Annotated in this window: 20 protein-coding genes; 11 read left to right on the plus strand and 9 right to left on the minus strand. The window is 65.0% G+C overall.

Features of this window, described 5'->3' with window-relative positions; genetic code table 11:
- Window positions 1–20: 20 nt before the first annotated feature.
- The 3 genes from ACOZ4H_RS16490 to ACOZ4H_RS16500 are packed head-to-tail and all read left to right on the plus strand — an operon-like array spanning window position 21 to window position 1623.
- Window positions 21–584 carry an AAA family ATPase gene (locus tag ACOZ4H_RS16490; RefSeq protein WP_424330296.1) on the plus strand — a complete coding sequence of 188 codons (564 nt, stop codon included), beginning with the start codon at window positions 21–23 and terminating at the stop codon, window positions 582–584.
- Complete coding sequence (locus ACOZ4H_RS16495) at window positions 581–1003, plus strand: RNA-binding domain-containing protein (protein ID WP_424330297.1); 423 nt, start codon at window positions 581–583, stop codon at window positions 1001–1003. Before ACOZ4H_RS16490 ends, ACOZ4H_RS16495 begins: the two co-directional genes overlap by 4 nt.
- Window positions 1000–1623 (plus strand): HAD family hydrolase, encoded by a 624-nt coding sequence (locus tag ACOZ4H_RS16500; protein ID WP_424330298.1) that lies wholly within the window; start codon window positions 1000–1002, stop codon window positions 1621–1623. The genes ACOZ4H_RS16495 and ACOZ4H_RS16500 overlap by 4 nt, the downstream gene beginning before the upstream one ends.
- A gap of 54 nt (window positions 1624–1677) precedes the next feature.
- Here ACOZ4H_RS16500 and ACOZ4H_RS16505 read toward each other — a convergent pair whose 3' ends face one another.
- From ACOZ4H_RS16505 to ACOZ4H_RS16515, 3 genes are all read right to left on the minus strand, one after another.
- A complete protein-coding gene (locus tag ACOZ4H_RS16505) occupies window positions 1678–2022 on the minus strand; it encodes a hypothetical protein (protein ID WP_424330299.1) in 345 nt (114 codons plus the stop codon).
- Window positions 2023–2343: 321 nt separating this feature from the next.
- Complete coding sequence (locus ACOZ4H_RS16510) at window positions 2344–3399, minus strand: molybdopterin-dependent oxidoreductase (RefSeq protein WP_424330300.1); 1056 nt, start codon at window positions 3397–3399, stop codon at window positions 2344–2346.
- Between the two features lie 51 nt (window positions 3400–3450).
- Entirely contained in the window at window positions 3451–4413 is a 963-nt protein-coding gene (locus ACOZ4H_RS16515; protein WP_424330301.1) for a lamin tail domain-containing protein, read from the minus strand.
- Window positions 4414–4500: 87 nt separating this feature from the next.
- Here ACOZ4H_RS16515 and ACOZ4H_RS16520 point away from each other — a divergent pair, with 87 nt between their 5' ends.
- Both ACOZ4H_RS16520 and ACOZ4H_RS16525 read left to right on the plus strand, forming a co-directional pair.
- Complete coding sequence (locus ACOZ4H_RS16520; RefSeq protein ID WP_424330302.1) at window positions 4501–5394, plus strand: CBS domain-containing protein; 894 nt, start codon at window positions 4501–4503, stop codon at window positions 5392–5394.
- Window positions 5395–5517: 123 nt separating this feature from the next.
- Entirely contained in the window at window positions 5518–6252 is a 735-nt protein-coding gene (locus ACOZ4H_RS16525; RefSeq protein ID WP_424330303.1) for an N-acetyltransferase family protein, read from the plus strand.
- 21 nt (window positions 6253–6273) lie between these two features.
- Here ACOZ4H_RS16525 and ACOZ4H_RS16530 read toward each other — a convergent pair whose 3' ends face one another.
- From ACOZ4H_RS16530 to ACOZ4H_RS16545, 4 genes are all read right to left on the minus strand, one after another.
- The gene (locus ACOZ4H_RS16530; RefSeq protein WP_424330304.1) at window positions 6274–7320 is read right to left on the minus strand and encodes a nucleoside recognition protein; all 1047 of its coding nucleotides are present in this window, start codon (window positions 7318–7320) and stop codon (window positions 6274–6276) included.
- A gap of 91 nt (window positions 7321–7411) precedes the next feature.
- Entirely contained in the window at window positions 7412–7978 is a 567-nt protein-coding gene (locus ACOZ4H_RS16535; RefSeq protein ID WP_424330305.1) for a magnesium transporter, read from the minus strand.
- Complete coding sequence (locus ACOZ4H_RS16540) at window positions 7979–8557, minus strand: magnesium transporter (RefSeq protein WP_424330306.1); 579 nt, start codon at window positions 8555–8557, stop codon at window positions 7979–7981.
- 55 nt (window positions 8558–8612) lie between these two features.
- Window positions 8613–9464, minus strand: coding sequence for a hypothetical protein (locus tag ACOZ4H_RS16545; protein ID WP_424330307.1), 852 nt, complete (start codon window positions 9462–9464; stop codon window positions 8613–8615).
- A gap of 131 nt (window positions 9465–9595) precedes the next feature.
- On the opposite strand from ACOZ4H_RS16545, the gene ACOZ4H_RS16550 reads away from it, so the two are divergent.
- The 6 genes from ACOZ4H_RS16550 to ACOZ4H_RS16575 all read left to right on the plus strand — a co-directional run bounded on the left by ACOZ4H_RS16550 (window position 9596) and on the right by ACOZ4H_RS16575 (window position 15337).
- Entirely contained in the window at window positions 9596–10999 is a 1404-nt protein-coding gene (locus tag ACOZ4H_RS16550) for a substrate-binding protein (protein ID WP_424330308.1), read from the plus strand.
- Between the two features lie 132 nt (window positions 11000–11131).
- Window positions 11132–12070: a branched-chain amino acid ABC transporter permease gene (locus ACOZ4H_RS16555; protein WP_424330385.1), complete on the plus strand. Its 939-nt coding sequence runs from the start codon at window positions 11132–11134 to the stop codon at window positions 12068–12070.
- Window positions 12067–13158, plus strand: a complete 1092-nt coding sequence (locus ACOZ4H_RS16560; RefSeq protein ID WP_424330309.1) for a branched-chain amino acid ABC transporter permease — start codon at window positions 12067–12069, stop codon at window positions 13156–13158. Before ACOZ4H_RS16555 ends, ACOZ4H_RS16560 begins: the two co-directional genes overlap by 4 nt.
- A complete protein-coding gene (locus tag ACOZ4H_RS16565; protein WP_424330310.1) occupies window positions 13155–13913 on the plus strand; it encodes an ABC transporter ATP-binding protein in 759 nt (252 codons plus the stop codon). The genes ACOZ4H_RS16560 and ACOZ4H_RS16565 overlap by 4 nt, the downstream gene beginning before the upstream one ends.
- Window positions 13910–14653: an ABC transporter ATP-binding protein gene (locus tag ACOZ4H_RS16570; RefSeq protein ID WP_424330311.1), complete on the plus strand. Its 744-nt coding sequence runs from the start codon at window positions 13910–13912 to the stop codon at window positions 14651–14653. Before ACOZ4H_RS16565 ends, ACOZ4H_RS16570 begins: the two co-directional genes overlap by 4 nt.
- The gene (locus ACOZ4H_RS16575) at window positions 14654–15337 is read left to right on the plus strand and encodes a thioredoxin family protein (protein WP_424330312.1); all 684 of its coding nucleotides are present in this window, start codon (window positions 14654–14656) and stop codon (window positions 15335–15337) included. It begins immediately after the preceding gene.
- Window positions 15338–15345: 8 nt separating this feature from the next.
- Here the strand turns inward: ACOZ4H_RS16575 and ACOZ4H_RS16580 are convergent, their stop codons facing one another.
- Window positions 15346–15744 carry a universal stress protein gene (locus tag ACOZ4H_RS16580; protein WP_424330313.1) on the minus strand — a complete coding sequence of 133 codons (399 nt, stop codon included), beginning with the start codon at window positions 15742–15744 and terminating at the stop codon, window positions 15346–15348.
- Window positions 15745–15861: 117 nt separating this feature from the next.
- Window positions 15862–17274, minus strand: a complete 1413-nt coding sequence (locus ACOZ4H_RS16585) for a signal recognition particle protein Srp54 (RefSeq protein WP_424330314.1) — start codon at window positions 17272–17274, stop codon at window positions 15862–15864.
- Window positions 17275–17536: the final 262 nt, after the last annotated feature.

Here is a 17536-nt window from a genome sequence, read left to right on the forward strand (position 1 = left end):
CTGCTCGATTACGCCCGGCAATGACAGTTATCGGTATCGTCGGGCTGCCGGGCAGCGGGAAAAGCGAGGCAGCGAACGTCGCCGCCGAGATGGGCGTGCCGGTCGTGACGATGGGCGACGTCATCCGCGAGGAGTGCCGAGACCGCGGGCTGGACCCCGCATCGGACCACGGGACGGTCGCGAAGGCGCTCCGGGAGGAGAACGGCCCAGCCGCCATCGCCGAGCGCTCGCTACCGATGATCGAGGCGGAACTCGAATCGAACGACACCGTTCTCGTCGACGGTATCCGGTCGGATGTAGAAGTCGAGGCGTTCGAGTCGGCGTTCGGCGACGCGTTCCTGCTCGTCGAGATAGATGCCCCGTTCGAACTGCGGGCCGACCGCCTCGACCTCCGTGGGCGGGACACCTCGGCGGAGGACGGCGGCGAATCCCTTGAGGACCGCGACGCCCGCGAACTCGGCTTCGGGATGGGCGAGGCCATGGGGATGGCCGACCTGACCATCGAGAACACGGAGACGCTGGCCGCGTTCCAGCGGACCGTCCGCACACTGATTCGGGACGGCCCGGAGGCACTCGACCAATGAGCGCCCTCTACTCCGTTGACATCCGAATCGAAGCCCCCGTCAACGACACTGAAGTGACCGACCGGGTCGCCGACGCGGTCCGGAACCTCTTCCCAGAGGCTGACCCGACCCACCAGCACGGCGAACTCGTCGCCGAGGTCCACACGATGGACGGGTTCTCCGAACTCCTCCACCGACGGGAAATCCTGGACACAGCCCGGTCAGTCTTCTTCGACAACCTGGAGGGCGACACCTTCGCGTTCGACGTGAAGAAGCAAGCGGCGTTCGAGGGGCGGATCAACTTCGCGGTCGGTGACCCCTCGGAACTGGGCGACATCCACGTGAACGTGACCGTCCACGAACCGACGGGCGAGGAGTACATCGACTACGTCGCACCGCCGACAGAAGACGGCCAGCCGGTCTACGACGACGACACATGACGACGACCATCTGTTTCGACCTCGACGATACGGTCGTCCGCTACCCGGAGCCGTACGAGAACATCATCCGCCGGACGGTCGAGGCCCACGGTATCGAGTACACGGACGAGCTCCGGGCGGTTAGCAAGGACGTGTTTTATACGGCCTTCGAGGCACTGGAGCCGGACCCGTACCGCCAGTCGATGGCCGCCGTCGTCGAGGCAGCCGGGGCGGACGTCGACCTTGATGCGCTAGTCGAGACGCTGAGAGAGACCGAGTACGCGTCGACGACCGTGCCCGACGCAGCCCGGGATAGCCTGACCGCACTCGCTGCCGACAACCAACTCGCGATTGTCACCAACGGCGTCCGGGACCGGCAGATCGGCAAGCTCGACCACCACGGGCTGGCCGACCTGTTCGACCGCTTCGTCGCCTCCTACGAGGTCGGTGCGCACAAACCGGACAGTGCGCCGTTCGACCGGGTCCGTGAGGAGCTGCCGGCCGACGAGTATGTCATGGTCGGCAACGAGTACGAAACCGACGTGGAGGGCGCACGCAACGCCGGCTTCGTGCCGATTCATTACGAGTCAGGCGACGACGGCGGGCCGGACCTCTGGGATTCTATCGACGCACTGGTGTAGCACACGCAACTGCCGGCACAGAACACAGGTGCCGGGAGCGGCCGACCGCCGGGCTCAGGCCAGAAGGGCGGTGAGGATGATGCCGGTGTTCCACGCCGTCACTGCGACACCCAGTAGCGCCAACCCGAGCGGGATACCGATTGAGTACGGCCAGGAAACGTACTTCCAGATGGCGAAAAAGCCCACGAACACGGCAGCCTTCAGGCCAGTCAGCACCAGCAGGGCGTGCCGTTCCAGCAGTAGTTTGACGACCGGACTGAGTTCCGTCACGCCGGTAATGCTGTAGCCGACGAGCGTCGTGACGAGGTCGCCGACGCCGAAAAAGGCGACGGCAACCGCCCACAGGGCGACGGCGGTGTTCGACGGACCGGTGAGTCGGGCGGGCTGCCGCCAGTTCATACCCCCCGCTACCGCTACACAGTACTTCGTTAGTGATAGCTTCAATGACAGCTATAGCGGTAAGCTGCTCTTTCGAACGCTGAAAACACAGTATTGCACTGAGCCTTGCGTCAGCGAGGACCAACAGTGGGGCAGAGTGTACCCGTCCAGAGCAGACATATACTGAGGTACCCACCGCGTTCCGAACGGGACTCCCCGGAGAGAACGACGACCACACGGCGTCGGCAAGATACACGTGCGAACTCATACGGATTATTGTAGATTATCCCCGGATGGTGCTCCGGGGTCGAACATACCGGTAAACCGCTCCAACAATCCGTGTCAGAGCCCGCTCACGAATATCGCGAGCCACTCCCCGAGTTCGCGGCGCTTGCTGACCTGGACCGACTCGACCCACTTCACCCACTGGAAGCCCCGGCGGCCGGGCGCGACGAGTCGAAGCGGGTAGCCGTGCCCGTGGGCCAGGCGCTCGCCGTCGACGTGGGTGGCCAGCATGGCATCGCGGGCCTCCGACAGCGGGAGGCTCCACCGGTAGCCGGTCACCGACCGGAACTGGACCCACGTCGCCGCGTCGTCGGGGTCTGCGGCGTCGAGCAGGTCCCCGACGCGAACGCCCCGCCACTCGTGGCCGGAGTACCAGCCGCTCGTACAGTCAAGTATCGCCGACTCGGTCGCGTCCGGCGAGAGTTCGTCGGCGGCGTAGCTGGTCTCCCGAGCGACCCGACCGGCGACTGACAGCGACCAGTCGGACGCGTCGACCGGGTCCGGGTCGTCGGCGACCCAACTGGTGACGGGGAACCGGTTGCCGTCGTCGGACCCCTCCTCCCGCGACCCGGTGTACCGGCGGTCCGCGCCGGCCGAGTCGAGCGCGTCGTTGACTGGTCCCTGGACTCGCCAGAGAAGCGCACCAGCGGTCACCAGGCCGGCGTACCGGAGAACATCCCGGCGACCGCCGCGGGTGGCCGTTGCTGGGGAGTAGAACCGGGCACGGAGATGCACCAGCAACAGCGGCGGGACCAGCAATCCGAGCGCGACGTGGAGGTGAAACAGCCCCCAGGGTCCGAGGTCGAGCGTGCCGCCGAAGATCCACCAGACGCCGGTGCCGAGCGCGCCCAATGCGACGGTGGCCAGGACAATCGAGAGGATACGGGTGCCAGTCAGCCGTGACGGGGCGACGCGGTGGGAGACACGGCGGAGTTTCACCGGCAACAGGAGCGTCAGCACCACGCCGGAGAGCGCGTGAATGTCGATTATCCACGCGCTGCTGGGGATGCCTGCGAAGATGGTGGCGACACCGGTGGCAAGCAGCGTCGCCACCGCCACGAACAGCCCCCAGTCGACCGCCCGTGGCGTGGGCGTCAGCCGGCGGATGGCCATGCTATCGGTTAGCACTGGAATGGTTTATACTGCCATCCCTGCGTAGCGGCGTCAGTACGACTGTCGCAGGACCGTCTCGCCGCTGGCGTCCCGGACGATGACGGTGTCGCCGTCGTTGTTCCAGACCGCCCCGTTCCGGCCCCAGTACCGTTCCGTGTCAGTGTCGGTTCCGCTCCCGGTGTAGAGGGTCACCGACGCGTTCGGATCGAGGGTCGAGTTCGCGAACGTGTACTGGTGGCCCGCGGCGTCGCTGACAGTCCACCCGGAGAGGGCGAGCGTCGCGTTTCCGGTGTTAGTGAGCGTAACGTACTCGTCGTTCAGGTTCTCGTTGTCGTTGCCCGCTGCATCGGCGTGGATTGTCGCAATTTCGACGCCGCTGGGACTCTCAGTAATGGTTCCGCCGTCGGCGATAGCCGTGTGGGTCACCGCGTCCGGGTTCGTGCATCGCCAGAGCCCGCGCCGGTCGGAGCGGGCGGCATCCTCGGCCGCGTAGAAACGCTCGGCTCGCGTGAATTTACTGTCGTACACGCGCGCACGGCCGGTCTCGACGAGCCGGTAGTTGAACAGCGTCTCGTCAACGACGACGTAGGCCAACAGCCGGTCGTAGTAGCCGCGCCGGTTCAGGTTCGGGTCGAAGGCGAGCCCGACCGTCTCGCCCAGCAGTTGTTGCTTAGCAAGCGACGATGAGTTCGTGCCGGCCCCACGGAGGCAGGACGCACCGGCGTCGGTCTCGGGGACGCCCTCGAACTCCGCCGGGTCGTTCTCGGTGTGGACTTCGGGCGTGTCGACGCCGACGAGCCGGACCGTGTCACCAGTCCCGTTCTCGTAGGCGACCTGTATCGTGTCGCCGTCGACGACAGCCGTGACGGACACGGTGACAGCGGATTCCGGGACGCCGACTGCCGACTGGTCATCGACAGCGGTCCCCGCCGACCCGGACGGCGACCCGGTGAAGCCACTGCAACCGGCGGCAACCACGAGGACGACGACGAGACCGAACGCGAGCCGACGCATTGTCGGGATGTCGGCGGCCGGTGACACAAGGATGCCGGTGTCGTCGGGCGGACTGTTATACGTCTGCCATGTCTGGCTTCCGGTACAATGCTCGTCCCGCTACCAGTCAGAGATATCATGCGGACACCGGTCAAAACGATCAGCCCCGATGCTCCGGTCATCGAGGCGGCTCAACGCCTCCGCGACGAGGATATCGGCTCGCTCGTCGTCGAGGACGACGGCGGCTGCGTCGGCATCATCACGGAGAGCGACATCGTCGCCGTCACCGCAGCCGAGGGAGATACCAGAGCGCTGTCGGTCAGCGACGTAATGACCGAGACGCTGTTGACGGTCACGCCCGACGCGGACATCGAAACGGCCGTGGATCGGCTGCGGACGAACAACATCAAGAAACTGCCCGTCGTCGAGGACGGGTCTCTCGTCGGCATCGTCACGACGACCGACCTCTCGGACTATATCCCGCACCTCTCGCGGGCAAGGGGAGCGTTCGACGACCAGACCCAGCGAAAGCGGTTCACCCGGCCGGACACGCTGTACGAGAACGAGGACTGGACGTTCGAGAGCTACGGGACCGCCAACGGTATCGACGTGGGTGACCACGTCCAGTTCAGCAAGACGATATCCAAGGCCGATGTGGAGGCCTTCGCCGAGGCGAGCGGCGACACGAACAGACTCCACCTCGACGCGGCGTTCGCCGAGGGGACGCGCTTCGGCCGCCGGATCGCCCACGGAACGCTCGTTTCCGGAATTATCAGTGCAGCCCTGGCGCGACTCCCCGGGCTGACAATCTACCTCTCCCAGGAACTGAGCTATCAGGGGCCCGTCGACATCGACGAGGAAGTCACGGCCCACTGCGAAGTCGTCGAGCGCATCAAGGACAACCGGTTCCGCCTGGCCACGGCCGTTGACGATTCAGAGGGGAACTGCGTCATCGAGGGCGACGCCGTCGTCATCTCCGACCCGATTCCGGACACAGCCTGAGCCGACAGTCGGGCGTATCCCGTCACGTTCGAACGGGGCTGCTCGGACAGAACTCCCACCGCGTTTCATGTTTTGTGTTACCAAATAACAATTGTTAATAATCTGCTAGCAGATGTGTCTGTTATGGACGCTGTCGAACGGCCGACATTCGAGACGAGCGCGGCAATGGAGGTGTATCAGCACGTCGAGCGACACGGGACGGCGGCACGGCACAGAGTCCGTGAGATGGTTGACCTCTCGCCGGAGGCGTTCGAGGAGGCACTGACACACCTCCTGTCGAAGGGGTACATCGAGGACGACGGCGGGACCCTGACGCTGGCGCTCGATGTCGGCTCGGTCGAGCAACACACCACGAACGGGCTGACGTACACGATTCGGCCGGCCCACAACGACGATTTCGAGGGACTCGTCCAGACCATTCGGAACGTGTCCAGCGACGGCACGTACGTCGTCGCCGAGAGCGTCGCCGAACAGTTGCTGTACGAGGACGCCGTCACGCGACACAACACGGTCGAATCGAGAGTGTTCTTCGTCGCCACGGTCGGCGGGGAGGTCATCGGCTGGTGCCACCTCGACATCCCGCAACTGGACAAACTCCGCGAGACGGCCCAGCTCACTGTCGGCGTCAGGGAGGAGCGGCGTGGTCAGGGCATCGGCAGCCAGCTCATGCAACGCGGGCTGGACTGGGCGAAAGCCAACGGCTACCGGAAGCTGTACAACAGCGTGCCGGCGATCACGGAGAACGCGATGGTGTTCCTCGAAGACCACGGCTGGCATACCGAGGGCATCCGCAGGAACCACTACACCGTCGACGGCGAGCAGGTCGACGAGGTGATGATGGCCTACACGTTCGACTGACGGCGGACCATCGGTTTCTGACTACAACAGGACGACCAGCGCCAGCGCGATCCAGACGATTTTCAGCCCCGTGTTGACGACGATGACTTTCGAGCCGAACTCCCGGCCCCAGATGCCGAACTGGAAGGGGATCGAGCGCTTGAATGTCGAGACGGCAAAGGAGATGATGCCGCCGACGAGCATCGTCGCCACGGCGGTCCGGGCAGTGAAGGTTCCGTTTCTGATGAGCGGCGCGATGACCGTCGCCCCCGAGGTCGTATCGAGGGCGTAGGCGGCGATGACGGGGATGGCCGCGCCGGGCAAGCCGAGCAGCCCAGCGAAGCCGTCGGCAGCGGCGGTCACGGAAGCCCCGTCGCTGCCAGCCAGCGCCAGTAGTTCGTCACCGTAGGCAACGAGCAGCGAGACAATAGCGTAGATGGCCGCCAACCGAGGCAGGATATCGCGGACCTTCTCGGCCGTCGCGTCGAGCGCCGTCCGGATGGCCGCCCGGCGGCTATCCGGACGGTCGTCGAACACGTCGCCTGCGCCGTCGGCCATCCCACCGTCAGGGGCCGGGCCGGCACCGGCGGTCGACCGACCGACGTTGGACGCGTCCAGCAGGACCGCGCCGGCGGCGATGCCGGTCAGCGTAATCGCCAGCGCGATGAGCCCCCGCGTGGCGACGTACAGCACCCCGACCCGAAAGCCAAGAATCGGGATGAGTATCGGGGCGTAGAACGTGATGATGTGCTGGGCGAAGCCGAAGAACGTGTTGATGGTGACGGCGATTATCGTCGCACGGTCGGACAGCACGCCGGACTCCCGGAAGTCGGCGAGCATCCCGTAGCCGGCGGTCGTCGACGCCGTCGTCGTCAGGATGGCGGTACCGACCTCGTCCGGGAGGTTCGCCGGCGACGTGAGGTAGCGCGAGACGACGGCGATTTTCTCGACCAGCCCGAACGCGACCGCCAGTTCGGCGAGGAACACGCCAAAGGAGAGGAAAAACGTGATGCGGAGGACCCGGACAGCAACCTCTCCGAGGACAGCGACTGCCGGGTGGCCAAGCACGGCGGCGACGAGCGACTGCACACTGAAACGTACGACCCTGGCCCGCAAATGCCCATCGGTAGCGTCAGCCGCTTCGAGTACAGCGGCTGCCGTCGGGGCTGCGCACCCCGACTCACACGAGCACGCGGACAGCACCGAACAGCACCACCACGCCCAGCACGTCACAGACGTTCGTGACGACGGGAATGACCACGTCGTCGGGGTCCAGTTCGAACCGGTAGGCGGCGTAGGTCGTCACCGTCGTCACGACGATAGCCAGCACCGCCAGCAGACTCCCGCTGACGAGCGCGACCAGAACGACCGTCCGGAGCGGGAGCGCAGTGCCGCCGATGACGGTCTGGAGGAGCCACGCGCCAGCGCCGACGAGCGGGAACAGCGTCACCGCGAGGGCAACGGTGGCGATAGCGTTGCCGGCGAGCCGGTCGTCGGTCGCCGCGAACGACAGGAGGCCGAGGTGAAACGCCGTCGAAAACCGCGCCGCGAGGATGCTGCCGAGGTTGCCCGCCATCCCGATGGTCACCGGGACGAGCACGAGCAACGACGGGTACTGCAGCAGCGTTCCCTCGAAGGTATCGAGCACGAGGCCGCTCCCGAGTTCGATAGCAGTGAGCACGACCAGAATGGGGAACATCGTCCGGACGATCCCCGAAACCGACCACTGGGAGGCGAACTCTGCCACTCAGCCACCCCCCAGTGCGAGGACGAGCCGGGTCGCGCCCAGCAGCGTCGCGATACCGACCACGTCGCCCGTCGTCGTCACGACCGGACCGGCGAGCGTATCGGGATTGAGTCCGCGGCGGTAACCGACGAACACGACCGAGACGACGGCGATGGTCAACAGCAGTCCGGAGACGAAGCCCGCGATGAGCGCGATGGCGACGAGGGTCGCGAGCGGGGCCGACGGTCGCCCGACCAGCGCGAGCAGGGCGACAGCCATCACCGCAGCGACGCCGCTGATGAGTACCCCGTTCGCCAGTGCCGCCGCGACGGCGGCGTTGATGCGGTCGTCGTCGAAGGAAAACCGAGGGTCGATAAGCCCCTGATGGAGTGCCGACCCCAGGCGTGCGCCGAGTGAGCCGTAGACGTTCCCCCGGGTGGCGAGCAGCGCCGGGACGAGCACGAGCAGCCCGGCGACGTCCTGTAGCTCCGCGTCCATGCCGCCGAGGACGACGCCCGCGAAGAGGCCACCGACCGCACTGAGCGCCAGCACCGGGAGCGATTCCCGGTAGGCTTCGAGTGCCACCTCGCGGACAGTCATTGCAGGGCGAAGGATGGCGAGCGAAAAAAAGCCCCCTGATAGCGCTGTCGACCCCTCAGCCGGGAGTCGACTGGGCTCTGTCGCGCCACGGCGGCGGCCCGACCGTCGTGTTCCCGACCGCGGTGAACCTGACAGTTCTTGTTACGGTGACCGGTTCGCCGCCGTCCGTGAGCGTCGTGTACTCGGTCCGGTAGTCGCGGACGAGTCCCGACCGAGTGACGTGGGCGACGAGCGTCGCGTTCTCCCGGGACGCCCACGCTGTCGACGAGGTGTTTTCCCGTAGCCGGTCGCCCCTGATGACGTAGACGGTGCCGTCTGACTGCTGGGGCTGCAAGGTCCGGGTGTGGAACGGGGCAACGGTCCGAGTGACGTCGGCGGCCGGACGGCCGTTCAACGCGGCGGCGTGGACCCAGTATCGCCACGTTCCGGCGTAGCTGTCCGGCGGATCGTACTCGTTGTAGATCGTCTGGTTGTCGCGCACAAGTCGGCGGAGATACGTGTCGCCGTCGGACCAGAACGACGCGGTCGCCGGCGGCCGACCGAGGAGCACCGGAGCCGCATGCCCGCGGACGGAGATGTTTGTGAGATACGTCCGGTTCGCGTCCAGTGCGACGCGGACTCGAAGGTGGGATCGCAACGACCCGTTCGCATACCGGACAGTCCGGTTCATCGTCAGCGTGTATCCGGTTCCGTTGAGACGGTCCCCGTGAGCGGACCCGAGGAGCGATGGACTGGTGACGCCCGTCGACCCGACGCCGGGCGGGTACGTGGTCGCGGAACTGGTCGGCACCGGAGCGGGCGTCACCGATGCCGACGGGTCGTCGCCGTCGCTGAACCCGAACCCCCCACAGCCTGCGGTAACGACGACGGCAATGACGAGTAGCTGCCACCCCGTAATCCTCGTCATGTTATAACAAACCATTCAGGTCGAAATAAGTCTACGGATCGCCGTTCAGCCAGAACTTGTCTGTATCTAGATATGAAATCGCTGATTAACTTACCGAAACTATTATGATGGATTCAGACACCGTATGGAACATGCCAACTAATGGCAGTTCGGTCAACCGACGACAGTTGCTGAAGAGTACGGGCATCGCAGGTGTGGCAGGTCTGACGGGACTGGCCGGTTGTTCCGGTGGTGACGGTGGCGGAGACGGTGGCGACGGTGGCGGAGACGGTGGTGACGGTGGCGATGGTGGCGGAGACGGTGGCGACGATTACCCAGCGCTCGGGAACTTCCCCGTTGAGGGCGATACGGTCACGTTCGGGTTCAACGTGCCACAGTCGGGACCCTACTCCTCGGAGGGGCAGGACGAACTCCGGGCGTACGAGCTCGCCCAAAAGCACCTCAACAACGGGGGTGGCTGGGTGGATAGCTTCGAGGACCTCAGCGGCGACGGCGTCCTCGGCTACACGGTCGAGTCGGTGAACGGCGACACGGCGACCGACGCTGACACCGCCCGTCAGTCCGCTTCGCGGATGATAAACCGGGACGACGTGGTGATGATCTCGGGCGGCTCCTCCAGCGCAGTGGCCATCGCCGTGCAGGGCCTCTGTCAGTCAGAGAACGTCATGTTCATGGCCTGTCTGACCCACTCCAACGACACGACCGGGAAAGACTGCGCCCGGTACGGGTTCCGGGAGATGTTCAACGCGTACATGACCGGCCAGGCGCTCGCGCCGGTGCTCGAAAACGAGTACGGGTCGGACAACGAGTTCTACCAGTTGTACGCCGACTACTCCTGGGGCCAGACCCAGCAGGACTCGATGAACCAGTTCCTCTCGGAGATCGGCTGGGAAGAGGTCGACAGCGTTCCGACGCCGCTCGGGACCAGCGACTTCTCCTCGTATCTCTCGGAGGCCGCAAACAGCGGCGCGGACGTGCTCGTCCTGAACCACTACGGGCTGGACGGCGCGAACTCCGTCTCGCAGGCCGTCGATGCCGGTATCGACGAGGACATGGAACTCGTCGTCCCGCTGTACAACCGCCCGATGGCGCAGGCCGCCGGTGGCTCTATCGAGGGCATCTACGGGACGATCGCCTGGGACTCCCAGATCGACAACGAGGCGTCGAACGCGTTCACGCAGGCGTTCCAGGACGAGTACGACCGCGTGCCCTCCGGACCGGCCCAGCTCGCCTACGCCCAGACGCTCCAGTACGCGGCCGCCGCCGAACGAGCGGGCACGTTCTACCCGCCGGAGGTCATCCGTCAACTGGAGGACTACGAGTACAGCAACATCGGTATGGGCCAGGAGACGATGCGTGCCTGTGACCACCAGGCCCAGCGTGACATTCCGGTCGCTCAGGGGCTCCCGGAGAGCGAGCAGGGTGACGGGAACTTCATCGAGATCGTCGAGATCACGTCTCGGGACGACGTCGGATACGGGTGCGATTCCGGGCCGGCCGCGGAGTGCGAACTCGGCGAGTACGGGGACGAGTAGACCACAATCCGGACAGGGGACCGGTCCCCTCATGATTTATAGTGCATGAGTTCGCCTTACTTGATACACAAAAACTAGCATGATTAGGAATAAGCAAATACTACGAGAAGAGTGCGGTGGGGGGAGTCCGGCGTGACGCTACTCGCGGATATCCTCACCATCCTATTGAATGGGCTGCAACAGGGCGCTATCTACGTCCTGCTAGCGGTCGGACTGTCGATTATCCTCGGGACGCTAAAGTTCGTCAACTTCGCCCACGGGGCGCTGTACCTCGTCGGCGCGTATCTGGGACTGTTCATAACTGGACAGGTGCCGCTGAATAACGGGCAGTTAGCAGAATGGGGGATCCAGTCGTACGGCATCGGACTGGGATTCATCGCTGCACTGGTCATCGTGCCGATTGCCGTGTTCATTATCGGCCTTCTGATGGAGCGGTTCGTCGCACAGGCGTTCTACGACCGCCCCGACACCGACCAGATTCTCGTCACGTTCGGACTCGCAATCATCGTCCAGGAACTGCTCCGGGCGCTACTGGGCGGGAGCAGTCAGCCGTTCCCGCAGCCCTCGTGGGCATCCGGACCCATAGCGCTGCCTGTGGTCGGAAACTTCCCGCGCTGGCGACTCGGCGTCATCGCGATTACGGCAGTCCTCGTGCTGGGCGTGTACGCCCTCGTCGAGTACACCGACTTCGGGCTCATCGTCCAGGCTGGGACCCTCGACGGCGAGATGGTTCGCCTCCTGGGAATTAAACTGAGCCGGCCGTACCTCGTCGTCTTCGGTATCGGTGCCGCGCTCGCCGGTGTGGCCGGCGTCGTCGGCGGCCCGCTCGCCAACGTCAACCCTAACATCGGTACTGAACAGTTGGTTCCGGCGTTCCTCACTGTCGTCATCGGCGGCGTCGGGAAGATAGAAGGGGCCGTCGTGGCCGGGCTGATGCTCGGGACGCTGCAGGTACTCTTAATCCAGACCGGCTACGCCGCCTGGAGCCAGGTCGGTATCTACGCGCTCGCGGCGATAATCCTGCTGGTGCGTCCGCAGGGGCTGCTGGGCTCGGAGGTTGATGTCTCATGAGCGACGAACCGCGCGACGCGACCGCCACGGCGGCGGCCGATGCCGACGCGGAGGTCACCGGCGGTCTCGGCGACCGCTGGGCCAGCTTCCGCGACCGGGAGATATCGACGGTGCTGCTCACGGTCGTGGGCGTGGCCGTCTTCCCGTTCCTCTTCAACAACTTCCTCGACGGCTACACACAACTGGCGACGCTGATGCTCATCTACGGCATCTTCGCCGTCGGGTTCGACATCCTGCTGGGGTACACCGGCCTGCTGTCGTTCGGTCACGCCGTCTTCTTCGGCGGCGCGGCCTACGCCGCCGGTATCTTCAGCGCGAGCGTCAGTAGCTCGCCGCTGCTAGTGTTGCTCGCCGGCACGGTGTTTGCAGTGTTGCTGGCGTGGATCGTCGGGTTCCTGTCGCTTCGCCGCGGCGGAATCTACTTCGCCATCCTGACGCTGACGTTCGGCCAGATGTCGTTCTACCTGGCGGCGTCGCCGTTGGCCTTCCTCACGAACGGTGAGAACGGCTTCACCTCCGTGGACATCGGCAGCCTGCTGGGCGTCATCGACATCCACGGCGGGGTGCCGTTCCCGCTGTCGATGCTGGTCGACAACATGCTGTACGTGTTCGTGGCCGTCATGACGGTGCTGTCGGTCGCGATGGCGAACCGCATCCTCCACTCGCCGTACGGGACCGTGTTCCGCGCGATTCGCGAGAACGAGCGGCGGGCGGAGTTCGTCGGCCTGGACGTCTGGCGGTACAAGCTGATGGCGTTCATCATCTCGGCGGCCTTCGCTGGCATCGCCGGGAGCCTGTTCGCCATCGAGGGGAACTACGTCCCCCTGCAGTCGCTGTACTGGACCGAGTCCGGGCGCATCGTCATCATGACTGTGCTCGGCGGCGTCGGGTCACTGTTCGGACCGCTGTTCGGCGCCGGCCTGTACCTGTACATCGAGAATATCGTCAGCGGGTTCCCGACGCTGGGGCCCTTCTGGCACCTCATTCTCGGCATCGTGTTCGTCGTCGCTGTCGTCCTCTTCCCGAACGGTATCTGGGGCGGTATCGACTACGTCCGCGACATGGTCGTCGGAGGTGAAGAAGAATGACGGTCCTCGAAACCGATCAACTCACCAAGCAGTTCGGCGGCCTCACGGCCGTCGACGAGGTGGATCTGGAAATAGAACAAGGCGAAGGCGTGAGTCTCATCGGGCCCAACGGCGCGGGGAAGTCGACGTTCATCAACCTCGTCACCAGGCGGCTCGAACCGAGCTACGGCGAGATCACGTTCCAGGGGAACTCCATCATCGGGATGGACCCCCACGAGGTCGTCCAGATGGGGATGAGCAAGTCCTTCCAGACGGCCTCGATTTTCCCCGAGTTGACCGTCATGGAGAACGCGACCATCGCGGCGCTGGCAGCCGAGCACGGCTCGTTCCGGTTCAACTTCTTCCGCCACCAGAACAGCTATCCGGCAGTCGAGGAGGTGGCGAACAACGTCCTCGAATCGGTCGGCCTGTACGACGAGCGGGAGAACCAGGCTGACAGCCTCGACTACGGGAACAAGCGTCGGCTCGAACTCGGCATCGCGCTGGCCGCCGAGCCGGATATGCTGCTGATGGACGAGCCGACCGCCGGGATGTCACCCGATGAGACCCAGTCGACCGTCAAACTCATCAAGCGAGTCAAGCAGGAACTCGACCTGACCTTCCTGCTGGTCGAACACGACATGGAGATCGTCTTCGACATCTCCGACCGCATCGTCGTCCTCAATCGCGGGTCGGTCATCGCGAAGGGGACGCCCGACGAAGTGCAGGACGACCCCGCTGTGCAGGAAGCGTACCTCGGAGGTGTCGAAGAATGACGCTGCTCGATATCGAAGATATCAACGGCTACTACGGCGAGAGCCACATCATCCAGGACGTGTCGATGAACGTCGACGACGGCGAAATCACGGCCCTGCTGGGCCGCAACGGGGCTGGGAAAACCTCGACGCTCCGGTGTATCTCCGGGGCAACGCCGCCGGACGTCCGGAGCGGCACGATCCGGTTCGACGGAACGGACATCACCAACGACCCGCCGGAGGATATCGCCGTCCGTGGCATCTCGCTGGTGCCCGAGGAACGGCGCGTGTTCACCGATCTCACTGTCGCGGAGAACCTGCACCTCGCGGACACCGTCCGCAACAAGACGAACACCTGGCGGCGGAAGCTCGATTTCCGCGACGAAGGGATGTCGACGGAGGAAATCTACGAGTACTTCCCGCGGCTCGACGAGCGGCGCTCCCAGAAGGCCGGAACGCTCTCGGGCGGCGAGCAACAGATGCTCGCAATCGCCCGCGCGCTCCACCAGAGCACCGACCTGCTGATGCTCGACGAGCCATACGAGGGGCTGGCACCGCAGATCATCCAGTCCGTCGAGAACGCCATCGAACGCATCAGCGAAGACGGCACGACGATACTGCTAGTCGAACAAAACGCCGTGGCGGCGATGAAGATCGCCGACCGGTGTTACGTGCTGGACCGCGGGCAAGTGGTGTTCAAGGGGCCCGCCGAGGAACTGCAGAACGATCAAGAGACCCGCGACAAGTACCTAGGTGTCTGAATGTCGAAAACACAATCCGCCGAAGCGTTACTCGACGCACTGCAGTCGGAAGGTGTCGTCGTCATCGACGAGGAAACGGACGAAGTCAGTACGACTGAGGCGTTCGAGGCCGACCGCGAGGTGTACTACGACACCTACGTCACGATGGGCGACACGGAGTTCCACGAGTCCGTCGCCGACGTGTTCGACCTCGATTCGGCCGCCGAAGCGGCCGAGCGGGTCGACGAACTCGACGTGTCGCGCGAGGAGTTCGCCACGTTCCTGACCCTGCGGTCGAACGTCGACGACTCGTACACCACGGTGGAACTGACGACGATGGCACAGATGGCGACCGAGTTGGGTCCGGAAACGCCGGTCCCCGACGCGGTCGAACACCTCGACGACGATAGCTACGAGGCCTTCGTCAACGCCCACGACCGGTGTGTCGTTACAGTGTGGAAACTGTTCTGTGACCCCTGTGAAGCCATGAAAGAACAGTTAGACGACGTTCTGGCCGCGTTCCCGGACGGCGTCCCGGTCGGCGGCGTCGCCGGCGAGCGGTCGCCGGAGTTCTGTCGGTCGGTCGGTGTCAACGCAGCGCCCGCCGTCGTGCTGTTCGAGGACGGCGAGCCCGTCGAGCGGGTCACCGGCCGGACGGATCCGTCGCCGCTCGCTGAACGGGTCGAAGAAGTGTACGGCGTCTGACTGCGGCGTTAGTCTTCTTCGCCGCTACAGACCAGCACGGAGCGGTCCGTGCCCAGAATCACGCTCTGTGTGACGCTCCCGAACAGCACCTTGCCTGTCGGCGTCCGCTTGCGGCCGGCGACGACAACCATGTCGGCGTCCTGCTCGTCAGCCAGCCGGAGGATCGCATCGGCCGGTTCGCCACTTGACTCTTCCAGAGCCACCTCGACGCCAGCATCCTCGAGGACTTCCCGTGCCCGGCGCACGGAGGCCACCTGATCGACGGACGCCCCTTCGGGATTCTCCTCGAAGTCGTGCAGTAGCGTGACGCGAACCTGGCTTGCGTCCATCGGTATCTCGGTTATCGCTTCCGCGATGGCGGTCCCACGAGCCTCACTCTTGTCTATCCCAGCGACAATTTCGTACATGCTCGCTTCAGTCGTAGAACGGGCCAACCCTTAGTTCTGGCCCGTATTTCGGCCGGAGATACGCGAAAATCACACCGGTTCCGGTAGTTCTGTCGCCCACGGACCGACTCAACGGCGTCAGTCGCCGAACGGCCCCATACCGCCGCCGCCCATGCCGCCCATACCGCCGCCACCGCCTCCGCCGCCCTGTTGCATCTGTTTCATCATCCGCTCCATATCGCCGTCGCCCATGCCCTGGAACTGCTTGAGCATCTGCTCCATCTGCTTGTGCTGCTGCAGGAGTTCACGTACCCGCTCCTCAGGCTTGCCGGAGCCACGGCAGATGCGCTCGGTCCGGGACTGGCCGACGACGCGGGGGTTCTCCAGTTCCTCCTCGGTCATCGAGTCCATGATGACGTCGAAGTCCCGCATCCGCTCCTGGGTCACGTCCATCGCGTCGTCGGGGAGCTGGTCCATCAGCCCGCCGCCCAGGCCCGGGATCATGTCCATCACCTGGTCCAGCGGCCCCATGTTGTTCATCGTCTGCATCTGTTTGCGCATGTCCTTGAGAGTGAACTGCCCCTCAAGCATGTCCTCGGGGTCCCAGTCCTCCTCGTCGCCTTCCTGGGTTTCCTCCATCGCGCGCTCGACGCGCTCGGTGAGCTGTTTGAGGTCGCCCATCCCGAGCAGGCGGGAGATGAACCCCGAAGGCTCGAACCGCTCGATGTCCTTGACCGTCTCACCCGCGCCGAGGAAAGCGATGGTGGAGTCGGTCTCGTTGACGGCGGCGAGCGCGCCCCCACCTTTCGCCGTCCCGTCGAGTTTCGTGATGATGACGCCATCGATGCCGATGGCTTCCTCGAAGTCGGCGGCCTGGCTCTTGGCGCTCTGGCCCATCGCCGCGTCCAGCACGAGCAGGTCCCGGTCGGGCTGGACCTCCTGCTCGATGCGCTCGATCTGCTCGATGAGCTCCTCGTTCAGGCCGTCACGGCCCGCCGTGTCCACGATGCGAACGTCCGCGTTCTCCGTCGCTTCCAGCCCCTCGCGGGCGATCTTTACGGGGTCGTTCTCGTCGGGGTCGCCGTAGAAATCCACCTCGGCGCGCTCGGCCATCTCCTTGGCCTGATCGTACGCGCCGGGCCGGTCCGTGTCGGTCTGGATGATGGCCGGCCGGAGCCCCTTCGTCGAGAACCACCAGGCCATCTTCGCGGCCGTCGTCGTCTTCCCCGACCCGTAGAGGCCGGCGAGCATGATCGTCTGTTCCTCCAGCGGGAGCTCCGTAGACTCGCCGACGAGGTCGACCAGTTCCTCGTAGACGATGCGCAGAACCCAGTCCCGCGGCGTCGTGCCCGCCGGCGGTTCCTCCTCCAGCGCACGCGTCTCGATGCTGTCAGAGAGGTCCTGAACGAGCCCGACGTCCACGTCGGCCTGCAACAGCGACCGCTGGATCTCCTTGACGATGTCCGCGATGTCCTCCTCGGAGAGCCGGGACTTCCCCCGGAGGTCATCAAGCGTCCCCCGGAGCGAACTCCCAAGATCGTCGAGTACCATTGTTGGACCGAGATACGCGACGGCGCGGGTAAAGGCTTGTTGTCGGGCCGTCAGCCACGAACCGCGAGGAGAGTCGCGGGAGCCGACCGGCTTGAAACTGCGCTCGGAGCTGCTGTCACGGCGTGCCAGAACGGCCACCCGGGCCAGATGCCCCCGGCCAGTTTCGGGAGGCGGTCTGACCGTGCGAGGCGGTAACTACATGATTAAACGGATTCTCGCCCGTGACGAAAGGGTCAAAAGGTCGAACCGACTGGTCGACAAT

The sequence above is a fragment of the Haloarcula amylolytica genome (assembly GCF_049705545.1).
GTDB classification, from domain to species: Archaea; Halobacteriota; Halobacteria; order Halobacteriales; family Haloarculaceae; genus Haloarcula; species Haloarcula amylolytica_B.

What these genes read in the sequence shown, in the direction of transcription:
- ACOZ4H_RS16490 (WP_424330296.1), top strand. Translation starts at nt 21, where the DNA reads ATGACAGTTATCGGTATCGTCGGGCTGCCGGGCAGCGGGAAAAGCGAG.
- ACOZ4H_RS16495 (WP_424330297.1), top strand. Translation starts at nt 581, where the DNA reads ATGAGCGCCCTCTACTCCGTTGACATCCGAATCGAAGCCCCCGTCAAC.
- ACOZ4H_RS16500 (WP_424330298.1), top strand. Translation starts at nt 1,000, where the DNA reads ATGACGACGACCATCTGTTTCGACCTCGACGATACGGTCGTCCGCTAC.
- ACOZ4H_RS16505 (WP_424330299.1), bottom strand. Translation starts at nt 2,022, where the DNA reads ATGAACTGGCGGCAGCCCGCCCGACTCACCGGTCCGTCGAACACCGCC.
- ACOZ4H_RS16510 (WP_424330300.1), bottom strand. Translation starts at nt 3,399, where the DNA reads ATGGCCATCCGCCGGCTGACGCCCACGCCACGGGCGGTCGACTGGGGG.
- ACOZ4H_RS16515 (WP_424330301.1), bottom strand. Translation starts at nt 4,413, where the DNA reads ATGCGTCGGCTCGCGTTCGGTCTCGTCGTCGTCCTCGTGGTTGCCGCC.
- ACOZ4H_RS16520 (WP_424330302.1), top strand. Translation starts at nt 4,501, where the DNA reads ATGCTCGTCCCGCTACCAGTCAGAGATATCATGCGGACACCGGTCAAA.
- ACOZ4H_RS16525 (WP_424330303.1), top strand. Translation starts at nt 5,518, where the DNA reads ATGGACGCTGTCGAACGGCCGACATTCGAGACGAGCGCGGCAATGGAG.
- ACOZ4H_RS16540 (WP_424330306.1), bottom strand. Translation starts at nt 8,557, where the DNA reads ATGACTGTCCGCGAGGTGGCACTCGAAGCCTACCGGGAATCGCTCCCG.
- ACOZ4H_RS16545 (WP_424330307.1), bottom strand. Translation starts at nt 9,464, where the DNA reads ATGACGAGGATTACGGGGTGGCAGCTACTCGTCATTGCCGTCGTCGTT.
- ACOZ4H_RS16550 (WP_424330308.1), top strand. Translation starts at nt 9,596, where the DNA reads ATGCCAACTAATGGCAGTTCGGTCAACCGACGACAGTTGCTGAAGAGT.
- ACOZ4H_RS16560 (WP_424330309.1), top strand. Translation starts at nt 12,067, where the DNA reads ATGAGCGACGAACCGCGCGACGCGACCGCCACGGCGGCGGCCGATGCC.
- ACOZ4H_RS16565 (WP_424330310.1), top strand. Translation starts at nt 13,155, where the DNA reads ATGACGGTCCTCGAAACCGATCAACTCACCAAGCAGTTCGGCGGCCTC.
- ACOZ4H_RS16570 (WP_424330311.1), top strand. Translation starts at nt 13,910, where the DNA reads ATGACGCTGCTCGATATCGAAGATATCAACGGCTACTACGGCGAGAGC.
- ACOZ4H_RS16575 (WP_424330312.1), top strand. Translation starts at nt 14,654, where the DNA reads ATGTCGAAAACACAATCCGCCGAAGCGTTACTCGACGCACTGCAGTCG.
- ACOZ4H_RS16580 (WP_424330313.1), bottom strand. Translation starts at nt 15,744, where the DNA reads ATGTACGAAATTGTCGCTGGGATAGACAAGAGTGAGGCTCGTGGGACC.
- ACOZ4H_RS16585 (WP_424330314.1), bottom strand. Translation starts at nt 17,274, where the DNA reads ATGGTACTCGACGATCTTGGGAGTTCGCTCCGGGGGACGCTTGATGAC.